The following is an 11,138-nucleotide window of genomic DNA, read 5'->3' on the forward strand; positions in this document are numbered from 1 at the left end:
GGGTAGCTGAGAGTAAGCGTAATTTGTTTGGGCGATCGCCCTAGCCAAAGCGGCCCGATACGTAGTCGCGGGTAAACTGCTCGCGGGGGCTGTTGAAAATCACCTCGGTTCTGTCGTACTCCACCAGGTAGCCCACTTTGCCGCCCCGGTCGGTGGCCTCGGCATTGTAGAAGGCCGTGCGGTCAGACACCCGCGAGGCCTGCTGCATATTGTGGGTGACGATAATGATGGTGTAGTCCTCCTTGAGCTGCTTCATGGTCTCCTCCACCTTAATCGTCGAAATCGGGTCGAGGGCCGAGCAGGGCTCATCCATGAGAATGATGTCGGGTTTAATGGCGATCGTGCGGGCAATGCAGAGGCGCTGCTGCTGCCCGCCGGAGAGCGATAGACCGCTCTGCTTGAGCTTGTCTTTGACTTCATCCCATACGGCGGCTTTGCGCAGGGAGTTTTCTACCAGCTCGTCCATGTCGCCCTTGTAGCCATTAATGCGGGCGCCCCAGGCAATGTTTTCGTAGATTGATTTGGGAAAGGGGTTGGGTTTTTGAAACACCATGCCGATGCGCCGCCGCAGCTCCACGGCATCTACTTTGTCGCCGTAGATGTCGCTGCCGTGGAAGGTAATTTTGCCCTCAACCCGGCAGGAGGCGATCAGGTCATTCATGCGGTTGAAGCAGCGCAGGACGGTACTTTTGCCGCACCCAGAGGGGCCGATAAAGGCCACCACTTCGTTGCGAGGAATCTCTAGATTAACGTCGCGCACAGCCAGATTGGAGCCGTAGTAGACGTTGAGATCCCTGGTTCTAAGGGCAACGTCTGCGGCGGGTGGGGCATAGGTGTGTGACATCGGGGCACCAGGGTTGCGCTAAAGTTTGAGCAAATCTCTCACCATAACTATTGCAGGCAGAGAGAGGTTTTGGGGTTAAGGAAAGGCTAAGGGGCAAGCCCATCGCCAGGGGCGGTCCCAACGGCTCACTAGAAGCCGCCCGTCCAGCCGGATCCCATCGCCCTGCCCCCAGGGGGCACCTTTTGCCCAGCGCAAGCCTGCGACCCAGACAAAAACGGCGTCAAATACTGCACCGTTCGGCTCCAAACCCGGAGCTAGAATACAAGCTCCGTGCCCATAGCTGCTTTAAATCACCTAGTGCGCCTCATTTAGGTGCTGAAATAGCTGCTTGAGATCACGGGCTAGCCCCTTACCTAGCCCCTAGGATAGGCCTATAACTTAAGCTCTGGCTTTTCTGCCAACATCTGGTATGGCGATTATTTCAGAGCTGGTCTAGGGCTTTATTCTAGAAAGATAGGTAGGGTGTTTTGCTTCACTTAATATTGCCGCTCAATCCAGTGCCAAAGCTCCCTTTCTACCGACCCTTGAGCCGTTTGCTCCGGCCCTTTTCCCTCAGCACGGTGCTACTAGCGGTATTCGTGCTGCAAATTATCTGCCTGGTTGGGCTACTGGGGTTTTTAAGCTTTTATTTGGGCAACTGGGCGGTGGCGTTGCTGAGCCTGGGGGCGATCGGCAGTTCTATGGTGGTGGGGCTTGCGGTAGTCAACCGAGTGTTACAGCCCATTGCCCAGCTGCGCCAGGCGATTCAGGCGACAGCCCTGGGCAATTGGCAAACGCCTTTGCCCATCGAAAGCATGGATGAACTGGGTCAACTGGCGTGGGCCTTTAACGCCATGGCGGCCAAGCTGCAAGATTCCTTTGCGGAGCTAGAGCACCTCAACCAGGAGCTTCAGCACCTGAATCGGGAAATGCAGTACAGCGAACGGCGCTGGCGGCAGTTTTTAGACGGTATTCCGCTGGGGATTGCAGTGTACGATCGCGACGGCAAAATGGTTTTTGCCAGCCAGCAGGCCCGCGTGCTGCTCTGCCTCGAAGATATGCCTTCGGTGCCTTCGCTGAGTCTGGAAGACACCTGCATCGCCTATCGGGCCAGCACGGGTGAGCGCTACCCCACTAGAGATCTACCCATTGCCCAGGCTCTGCGAGGGCAGCCCGGCTGGGCCGATGACCTTGAGCTGCGCCCGGGCAATCAGTCGGTTCCGATCGAAATGGCCACCACGCCCATTTTTGATCAGGCGGGGCGGGTGGAGTATGCGATCGCGGCCTTTCAGGACATCACGACCCGCAAACAGGCCCAAACCCTGCTGGCCGACTACAGCCAAACCCTAGAGCGCCAGGTGGCCGATCGCACCGCTGCCCTGCGCCAGGCCGAGGCCACCCAGCGCATCATTCTAGAGGCCATTCCCGACCTGCTGGCGCAGTATTCGGGCGATGGAGTCTGCCTAGATGTGATGAATGCTGGGGCGGTGAGCCTCATCACTACGCCCAAAGAGCAAATTGGCAAGCCCCTAAATGAGGTGCTGCCTGCCGAGATGGCTGCCGAGCGCATGCACTATATTCGCCTGGCGCTGCAAACCGGCCAGCCCCAGGTCTACGAATACCATTTTCGCACCGCCAGCGGCTGGCACTACGAAGAAGCCCGAATTGTTGCCAGCGGCCCCAATCAGGTGCTGGCGATCGTGCGCGACATCACGGAGCGCAAGCAGGCCGAGGCTGAAATCGCTCGCCAGCGTCAGTTTCTGCAAAACGTGATTGACAGCATCCCGAGCATTATTGTGGTCAAGGACCGCGAAGACCGTGTGCAAATGGCCAACCGCGCCAGTGCCGCCCTCCACGGCATCACCCCCGCCGATATGGTGGGCAAGGTAGATACCGATTTCAATCCCAATATTTCTGTCTTTGAGACCAGTCAGCAGCGCCGCATTCACCAGCAGGTGATCGACACTCAAATGCCCTACCAGGGCGAGCAGGAAATTATTGACCGGATGGGCATTCGGCGCTGGTATCAGGTGGCGATCAGCCCCTTTCAAGACGCCAGCGGCACCGTTAACGGCGTAATTACCAACTGTATTGACATTACCGATCGCAGGCGCATGGAAACGGCCCTAAAGGGGGCCAACGAAAAGCTAGAGCGGCTAGCCACCCTGGATGGGCTGACCCACATTCCCAACCGCCGCCGCTTTGACGAGTACCTGGAGCAGGAGTGGCAGCGCATGGTGCGCGAGCAGCAGCCGCTGTCGCTAATTATGTTTGACGTCGACTATTTCAAGCCCTACAACGACTGCCTGGGCCACCAGCAGGGCGATGAAGCGCTAATTGCGATCGCCGCTGCCGCCACCCGCGCCGTGAAGCGGGCCGCCGATCTGCTGGCCCGCTACGGCGGCGAAGAGTTTGCGGTAGTGCTGCCCAACACCCGCCGGGCCGGGGCCGAAATTGTGGCGAAGGCTCTACAGCAGGAGATTGCCGAGCTGCAGCTGATCCATCCCCAGTCGCCCATCGGTGAGTACCTCACCATCAGCATTGGCATTGCCAGCGTGGTGCCCACCGCCGACCAGGCCCCCGAAGACCTGATCGCCGCCGCCGATGCGGCGCTGTATCAGGCGAAGAGACGAGGGCGCGATCGCTACTGGATTCGCCTGATCTAGGCTGTACCTCCTTTGGGGTGCCGCGCACTGGGGCAGAGCTCTCGAGCCTGCATGGGGCGGCGTCATCTCGATTGGGCACCTTAGGGGCAGTCGCTGAGAGGGTTGAGCCAGCTATGGCCCAACCCCTATTCCTATGAAAATTGCCTACGCCACCACCTACGACGTGCGCGATCGCGCCTCCTGGCCCCGCCGCCACCTGGGTCTCTACGGGGCCGGACAAAAAATTGCCGAGGTGTTGCAGGGGGCGGGCGCTGACCTGGCGTTTTTAGGCCCGCTGCACCAGCGTAAAATCCCCATTACTCGGCTCAAATGGCTGTACTACCGCCGCCGGGGGCTGAGCTACTACAGCCCCGTAGAACCCTGGGTTGCGCCCCACTACGCCCACCAGATTGAGGCCCGGCTCGCTCAGTTTGGGGCCGACCTGCTGCTCTGCCCCGAAAATGCCATTCCCCTAGCGCGGGTGCGCACCAACTTGCCCACGGTGCTGTGGACCGATGCCCTGCTGGGCAGCCTGGTCGATTTTTACCCTCACCTGACCCATCTCTGTGCAGAAACTCGCCGCAGGCTGCACGCGGTGGAGGCGGCGGCGCTAGAACGGTGCGATCGCGTTATTCTCACCTCCGACTGGGCGGCCCAGTCGGCCAGGGCCATCTATGACCTGCCCCAGGACAAAATTCGGATTGTTCCGCGCGGGGCCAGCCACGCCCAAGACCTGGACCAGCCAGAGGTAGAAACGCTCATTGCCCAGCGCCCTCCGGCCCCCTGTCGGCTGCTGTTTTTGGGTGTCGACTGGGAGCGCAAGGGCGGCCCCCTGGCCCTGGAGGTGGCCCAAATCCTTAACCAGCAGGGAATAGAGACAGAATTGTGGGTGCTGGGGTGCCAGCCCCAAGTGCAGGGCGATCTGCCCAATTTTGTGCGGCCCTGCGGCTTTATCGATCGCGCTACTCCAGCGGGCGACGCCAAATTTACCCACCTGCTTAACCAGGCCCATTTCCTGATTTTTCCCACCAAAGCCGACACCTTTGGGGTCGCCATCAGCGAGGCCAACGCCGCTGGGGTGCCCTGCGTCGCCGCCGCCGTGGGCGGAATTTCCACCGTGCTGCGGGCCAATATCAACGGCAGAACCTTTGCCCCAGGAACCAGCGCTCTGGACTATGCCCAATATATTGCCACCGCCATGGCCGACTATGCGGGCTACCAAAAGCTAGCCCTGTCGGCCTGGCAACACTACCAACAGCACTTGAGTTGGGACGCCGCTCAGCAGCAGGTCTGGGAGGATTTGCAGGAGCTAGTTGCCGAGGCGGCCATCAAACCAAGATCACCGATCGCTCAGCCCCCCGCCTGGGTAAATCCGCTTCCTGCCCTAGCCAAAGGGTTTCGGGCCTAGCCCACCTGGTAGTCGGGTCAGGGCACCGACTACCAGGTGGGGTCAACGTATAGGTTGATCACCAGGGTTTTTTGCCCCGGCGGCACCGCTGAAATACAGGCGCAGATGGGGTCTTCCTGCCCCTCAAGCTCGACTTCGCAGGCGTGACACGAACCCATCAGGCAGCCGGTGGGAATGCTCACCCCGGCGCGATCGGCCACCGCCAGCAGGGGCTCCCCCACCTCGGCTTCAACAGTGACGCCGTCGGGCAAAAATTGAACTGAGACGCTCATGGCCGTACCGATAGATTCTCTAGGCTGGGGCCTGCTTGAGCATGGCAACTAGGGTATGGTGGGCATCTTCAGCCCCCGCTAGGGTGTGGTCGAAGGTCACCCGCACGAGGGTCTGTGCGCCGTCAACGGTGACGGCCAGGGTCATGCCCTCGGCATCGACAGATTCCATCACAGCGGCGGTGGCGGCGGGCTGGTTGCCGTAGGCGGTGGCGTAAAACAGCACCGCTTCGCTGTGGTCTTTGTTCATGTGCTTGCAAATGCGATCGCTTACCGCTGGAGTAATTGGCTCACCCATAAAAATCCCGTAGACTATTTCAACATTGGCCATCGGTTACCTGCTGTTATGATACCGCCCCTCCCCCCCAACCCAGAGCATCCCTGGCCTACGGGCCATATTTTTCAAAGCCCTGGGGCGCATCTCACCTATCGGGTCGTGGGTCCCTGCTGCCGTCTGTTCGATCGCGACCAGCTGCCCTGGCCCTGCTGTCGCTTGCAGTGGCGGGGCAAGGAACCCAGCTGGCGGAGGATCGGCAAGCGCCTGGTGCCAGATATGGCCACCCGCAAATCCCCGTCCTACTGCGTTGAAATTGTCGGCCAGGGCTATGGGGCCAAATCCTTTGTAACCACCCTCTACACGGCCAAGCTCGATCGCGCGACCTCATCCTGGTGGCATAACCGCCTCCACCACAGCGAAACCGCGGGCGGCGAGGCCGATCGGCCAAGTGAGAAAGTTTGTAACAAAATAGACATACAGATCGCCCATTCGCAGTAGTCTTATGCTCAATGCTTTGATGTTGCTATTAAGGTAAAATCCCTATGCCAGCTGCCTTTTTACCCTCTATTCTGGTTCCTCTGGTGGGCATTGTTTTCCCCGCCGCTGCGATGGCCTTCCTGTTCCTTTACATTGAGCGGGATGACGCTGCTTAGGCCTAACTAGGAAACCAAGACGTTCGTGCTCCAAGCTCCTTCTTCCGATTTGCTTGAGGCCCCCAAGCAGGACTTCAAGCAAGATATCCGGGCCTACTTTGACCGCATTGCTCCCGAGCTAGATCGCTGGAGTAGCCGCAATCGCTACTACTACGCCGATCTGGCTCGGCTTCATCACTTTTTAATTCCCCCCGGCAGCCGCGTCCTGGAGATCGGCTGCGGGACTGGCGATCTGCTGCGTGCTACGGCCCCAGGCGTTGGGGTGGGCATAGATTTTGCCCCGACAGTCGTTGCGATCGCCCGCCAAAAATATCCCGATCTCTGCTTTTACAGCCTCGACGCCGAAGCCCTGGAGCCAACCCAGCTGGCCCCCGAGCACCGCCAGTTTGACTACATTGTGCTGTCGGGGGTGCTGGGCTACCTGGGCGATATTCAGGCGGTGCTGCAGCGGCTACAGCCCTTTTGCCAGCCCCACACTCGGCTTCTGCTTACCTTTCACAACTATTTGTGGGAGCCACTGCTAGGGCTGGCCGAGCGAGTGGGCCAGCGTCGCCCCCAGCCTCCCCAAAACTGGCTGGGCATGGACGATGTGGCCAATCTGCTTACGGTCACGGGCTATCGCCCACTCAAGCGGGGCAGTCGGTTTTTGTGCCCCAAGCGGGTGCCGGTCCTAGCGGGTTTCGTCAATCGCTACCTGGCTCCGCTGCCCCTGGTCAAGCACCTGTGCCTGACCACCTTTATTGTGGCCCGGCCCCAAGCGGCCCCGACCCAGGGCAAACCCACCTGTTCCGTCATCATTCCGGCCCGCAACGAGGCGGGCAACGTTGCGGCCGCTGTGGCCCGGCTGCCGCAGCTGGGCGACCATACCGAAGTTATTTTTGTCGAAGGCCATTCCCGCGATCGCACCTGGGAGACCATCCAGGATCTGGTGCAAACCTACCAGGGGTCTTTTTCCCTCAGGGCCTTTCAGCAGAGCGGTCGGGGTAAAGCCGATGCCGTGCGGCTGGGCTTCGACCAAGCAACTGGCGACATCCTGCTCATTCTCGATGCCGACTTAACCGTACCCCCCGAAGATTTACCCCACTTTGTAGAAGTGCTGGCCGCCGGAACCGGAGAGTTCGCCAACGGTTCACGGTTGGTCTATCCCCGTTCTAAAACCGCGATGCCCTGGCTAAATACGGTAGCCAACAAAATCTTTGCTCTGCTGTTTTCGTTTTTGCTGGAGCAGCCCCTCAAAGACACCCTCTGCGGCACCAAAGTGCTGTGGCGCCGCGACTACCAGCGCATTGCCGCAGGCCGCAGCTATTTTGGCGACTTCGACCCCTTTGGCGACTTTGACCTACTCTTTGGGGCCGCCAAGCTCAACTTGCACATTGTAGAAGTGCCCATTCGCTACCAGCCGCGCACCTACGGCAGCTCAAACATAGCCCACGTCAAAGAGGGGTTAATCCTTTTGAAAATGTGCCTCTACGCCTCTCGCAAGCTCAAATTTTGGTAGTAGACACCTGATTGCCTGACAAACGTTCTGATGTAGGTTGGTTTTGAGCGAAGCGTTCGCGTTGGCGAAGCCGCCCCTTTGGGGCTAGCGTCACTTGAAGAGAAAACCCAACACCAGTAACGGTTTTGTTGGGTTTCGCTAACGCTAACCAAACCTACGGCCAAATGACGGCCTCCAACTGGGTGCCCTAGCTCCGCCCGGGCACCCAGATTTTGCGGCTTTGCCGCCTCAAATGAGCGGCAGAGCCGCAAGCGAACATGCCAATGCAGAGCATTGAATTGAAACGAAGGGCAGCCGAACAGGATGGGCTGCTAACTCCCCGGCAGTTGGCCCAGGTAGTTCTGAGCCTTAGCCGCCCAGGTCGGGTTTCCCATGGTGATGTAAAGATTTTTGGCGTACTCCAGCACCGTGCGGGCTTCGTCGAAACGGCCCAACTGAATAAACGCCAGCCCGGCGCTGTAGTAGGCATCGGCATAGCCACCGTTGATTTGAGTAGCCGTGCGAAAGGAATCGAGGGCAGCTTCGGTTTGGCCCTGATTAAAGAGAGCAATGCCTAGATTGTAGTGGGCTTGGGCGTAGCGGGGTTGAATCGCCAGGGCCTGCCGCAGCATAGCTTCGGCGTCAGCATTTTGCTCAGTTTGAAGGTATATGATCCCCCGCTGCAAAAATGACTCCGGGTCACCGGGGCTGTACTCTCCCGCCTTTTCAAAGGCAGCCAGCGCTTCAGAAAATCGCCCCTGAGATTGATACACCAACCCTAGGTTGTAGTGGGCGTTACCCAGGTCGGGCTGAATCGCCAAGGCTCGCTGTAGATAGGCCTCAGCCTGGTCGAGGTTGTTGCCCTCAATTAAGGCCCCGCCTAAATTTGCGTAAGCCAGGGCAAACTGTGGATCGGCCCGGATTGCGTCCCAAAAGGCAGAGGCCGCCGCTTGAAGCTGGCCTTTCTGTCGCAGGGCCAGCCCGATATTGTAGTGGGCGGCCGCCAGACCGGGGTCAAGTGCTGCTGCCTGCTGAAACTGAGCCAGCGCGCCGTCGATCTGCCCCTGTAGAATCAGAGTCAAACCCTGATCGAGGGCAGCTTCTGCCGCCGCGCTGTTAGAGGAAGGCGCTGGCTGCGCATAGCTCGGCGTTGGCCGCATTGAGGAACACAGGAGCGGAAGCGCGATCGCCGCTGCGACCATGCTCCTGTGTACACACCGCAACAAATCTAGATGGGCCGGTCTCATCGCTTGCTGCTATGGCCGTGGGCCTGATAGAACGCCCATAACAATATAGATAAGAGGCTATTTTTTCAACCCTTTACCCATCTTTTGCCAAGCTACCGCAGGCGGCATTGCTGCTGACACCAAAACAATGGCTCACGGCGAAGGACGTTTGGGGCTCTTGTGGGGGCGGTCGCAGGCTGCATCAGCCAGCAGCTCGATCCTAGATTTATAGCTATGAATTGACGTATTGGCATAGAAAAATCAGGAAATGACCACGAAAATAGCCAAACTTTCCAGACAGACACTTCATCCAAGTGAAGTATCTGTCTAGTCAAGATGCCCCAAAGCTCAAGCACTGACAGTTACTACGGCTTACCAAGCTCTGTAGAGAGCCAGTTAGAAAACTGTCCTAAGCGTGCGGAGACCTCACCGCTGGGATTGAAGTTCTCTTTGTCTTAAATTCACAAGCTGTGTTTCCGGATGACTCCCCTAACTCTGTTGTGTCTTAAACCAGGTAGCCCCATGGTCACTATGAGTTCATCCACTACCCTCCCTAATTTTGATTTTGTTGCCCCTCAGCTAAACGAAAACACTAACTTACCGCTGCTTAGCGCCGTACTCGAAGGTTTTGTAGACGGCATTTTGGTCCTTTCTGAAGATGGCACCTGTGTGCACAGTAACCAGAAGGGTAGAGCCCTCTGCCGTGACCTAAGCGACGACAACAGCGCCAATCCTTTACCAGCCTGCCTTACAGCCATGGGCAAGCACCTTCTTGAAAGCCGTGAGCTTTATCCCGAGACTCTTCTGGTGCTCACCCAAGAGTTTACTACTCAGTCTGGACACCAGATTCGAGCCCGCATTCAGTGGCTCGAGTTCCCCACCATAGCCAATTCTTACCTGTTAGTTTCCCTAGAAAACAAAACTCGCTCGGCCCACGCTTCTGCACTACTAGAAGCGATGCAGTACAATCTCACCCCTCGCGAGCGGGCGGTGTGGGTACTGCGCCGCGCTAACCGCACCTACGATGAAATTGCCAAGGAGCTTTACATCACCGTCAATACGGTAAAACGCCACCTCAAGAGCATCTACGCCAAACGCAAGGAGGTCGGTGACGCCATGGTCAATTGACCTCCATAGACCTAAAGAGAACCTGGGCTGCTGCTCCCTGCCAGGCAACGGCGGCAGCCCGCCCATAGGTGGTTCTATCTCGCTAAGGTAGAGTCAGAACAGGGAGCGCTGCCCTCAAGCAAACCTGCGCAACTGACCTACCACTCTAGACCTCTGCCCATGCTGCCAACGGATGACCTGCTCCAATCTGCCAAAAACACTAGCGACAACTGCGACAGCTTAGCCCATGTTTTAGAGCAAGCCGACCAGGCCATTAAAACCTGGGACATCGTCGTTACCGACTTTTTATCCCCCATAGAGCAGAATGCAGCCAAAACCATGGTTGAGCAGCTAACCGACGTGCACAGCTTAGCGTGGGGTGGTTATCCCCAAGCCGAGCGACAGCGGTTGGCCCTGGCCCGCACCGATATCCCCTTAGATCCAAGCCAAGTTCCCTTAGTGCTGATGACAGTAAGCGGCAACTTTATGTTTGATCCTGCCAACTATGGTGACTTTTGGGCAGCGTTATTGGGTACTGGCTTGGCACAGGGCAAATTGGGCGACATAATTGTGCTCGGCGAGCGTGGTGCCCAGGTCATCATAGTGCCAGAACTCGCCGCCTTTTTGACCCAGTCGCTGAGTCAGGTACGTTCTGTGTCAGTCAAAACTCAACCCCTGGAATGGGATCAATTGCGGGTTCGTCCACCCCAGCAAAAAGACCTTACCACCGTCGAAGCTTCGCTGCGCCTAGATGCCGTAGCCTCCGCTGGGTTTGGCATGTCGCGCAGCAAAATGGCCGATTTAATTGCTAAAGGTGACGTACGGGTAAATTGGGAGCTAGTTACCCAAAGCAGCTATGCTCTGGCAGCAGGCGATTTAGTCGTGATTCGCGGCCGGGGACGGCTAGAAATTGGAGATATCGCTGTTACTAAAAAAGATCGATACCGCATTAATTTAACTCGCCGTACCTAGCCTATCTTCCAGGGTAAGCGCAAGAAAACTATCGATACATTGTGCTAGGTTGCGAGCCCTGCAGCAAGGACAGTGAGCATGTAGTCAGGACTCATTGAGGCTCGCTTTGCCTTCTGCTTAAGACTCGTTTTTTTGAGGTTTCTTGGTTCAGCACACTGATGGCCAAGCGCCTCAGGAGCGCCATATTCTCGCCACCGTGGCCCCGCCTGATGCGAGACTTATCCTCGCCCCAGGTGACATCGAGCACCCAATGGAGTTGATTTTCGATACCCCAATGGGTG

At 57.9% G+C, this 11,138-nt stretch carries 11 protein-coding genes; 7 read left to right on the forward strand and 4 right to left on the reverse strand.

What is annotated here, in order from left to right; genetic code table 11:
- Positions 1–40 precede the first annotated feature (40 nt).
- A complete protein-coding gene (gene pstB, locus LEPTO7104_RS0123925) occupies positions 41–844 on the reverse strand; it encodes a phosphate ABC transporter ATP-binding protein PstB (RefSeq protein WP_017301123.1) in 804 nt (267 codons plus the stop codon).
- A 524-nt stretch (positions 845–1,368) separates the two neighbouring features.
- Between pstB and LEPTO7104_RS37305 the strand changes: the two genes are divergently transcribed.
- Together LEPTO7104_RS37305 and LEPTO7104_RS35080 are read left to right on the forward strand one after the other, a co-directional pair.
- The gene (locus tag LEPTO7104_RS37305) at positions 1,369–3,489 is read left to right on the forward strand and encodes a diguanylate cyclase domain-containing protein (protein WP_155523749.1); all 2,121 of its coding nucleotides are present in this window, start codon (positions 1,369–1,371) and stop codon (positions 3,487–3,489) included.
- Positions 3,490–3,622: 133 nt separating this feature from the next.
- The gene (locus LEPTO7104_RS35080) at positions 3,623–4,876 is read left to right on the forward strand and encodes a glycosyltransferase family 4 protein (protein ID WP_017301125.1); all 1,254 of its coding nucleotides are present in this window, start codon (positions 3,623–3,625) and stop codon (positions 4,874–4,876) included.
- 29 nt (positions 4,877–4,905) lie between these two features.
- Here LEPTO7104_RS35080 and LEPTO7104_RS0123940 read toward each other — a convergent pair whose 3' ends face one another.
- Positions 4,906–5,148, reverse strand: coding sequence for a 2Fe-2S iron-sulfur cluster-binding protein (locus LEPTO7104_RS0123940; RefSeq protein ID WP_017301126.1), 243 nt, complete (start codon positions 5,146–5,148; stop codon positions 4,906–4,908).
- A gap of 19 nt (positions 5,149–5,167) precedes the next feature.
- On the reverse strand, positions 5,168–5,476 hold the full coding sequence (locus tag LEPTO7104_RS0123945) for a DUF2470 domain-containing protein (RefSeq protein ID WP_017301127.1): 309 nt from the start codon (positions 5,474–5,476) through the stop codon (positions 5,168–5,170).
- A gap of 15 nt (positions 5,477–5,491) precedes the next feature.
- Here LEPTO7104_RS0123945 and LEPTO7104_RS35085 point away from each other — a divergent pair, with 15 nt between their 5' ends.
- From LEPTO7104_RS35085 to LEPTO7104_RS0123960, 3 genes are read left to right on the forward strand one after another with little or no spacing between them, the layout of a single operon-like run.
- On the forward strand, positions 5,492–5,920 hold the full coding sequence (locus LEPTO7104_RS35085) for a hypothetical protein (RefSeq protein ID WP_017301128.1): 429 nt from the start codon (positions 5,492–5,494) through the stop codon (positions 5,918–5,920).
- A 44-nt stretch (positions 5,921–5,964) separates the two neighbouring features.
- The gene (gene psaI, locus LEPTO7104_RS0123955) at positions 5,965–6,075 is read left to right on the forward strand and encodes a photosystem I reaction center subunit VIII (protein WP_017301129.1); all 111 of its coding nucleotides are present in this window, start codon (positions 5,965–5,967) and stop codon (positions 6,073–6,075) included.
- Positions 6,076–6,100: 25 nt separating this feature from the next.
- Positions 6,101–7,573 carry a glycosyltransferase gene (locus tag LEPTO7104_RS0123960; RefSeq protein WP_155523750.1) on the forward strand — a complete coding sequence of 491 codons (1,473 nt, stop codon included), beginning with the start codon at positions 6,101–6,103 and terminating at the stop codon, positions 7,571–7,573.
- Between the two features lie 311 nt (positions 7,574–7,884).
- On the opposite strand, the gene LEPTO7104_RS0123965 is transcribed toward LEPTO7104_RS0123960, so the two are convergent.
- A complete protein-coding gene (locus tag LEPTO7104_RS0123965; protein WP_196358146.1) occupies positions 7,885–8,634 on the reverse strand; it encodes a tetratricopeptide repeat protein in 750 nt (249 codons plus the stop codon).
- A gap of 900 nt (positions 8,635–9,534) precedes the next feature.
- Between LEPTO7104_RS0123965 and LEPTO7104_RS41795 the strand changes: the two genes are divergently transcribed.
- The gene (locus LEPTO7104_RS41795; RefSeq protein WP_225887032.1) at positions 9,535–9,906 is read left to right on the forward strand and encodes a helix-turn-helix transcriptional regulator; all 372 of its coding nucleotides are present in this window, start codon (positions 9,535–9,537) and stop codon (positions 9,904–9,906) included.
- Between the two features lie 159 nt (positions 9,907–10,065).
- Positions 10,066–10,857 (forward strand): photosystem II electron transport protein, Sll1252 family, encoded by a 792-nt coding sequence (locus LEPTO7104_RS0123975; RefSeq protein WP_017301133.1) that lies wholly within the window; start codon positions 10,066–10,068, stop codon positions 10,855–10,857.
- The last annotated feature ends 281 nt before the right edge of the window (positions 10,858–11,138 follow it).

Source organism: Nodosilinea nodulosa PCC 7104 (assembly GCF_000309385.1).
GTDB classification, from domain to species: domain Bacteria; phylum Cyanobacteriota; class Cyanobacteriia; order Phormidesmidales; family Phormidesmidaceae; genus Nodosilinea; species Nodosilinea nodulosa.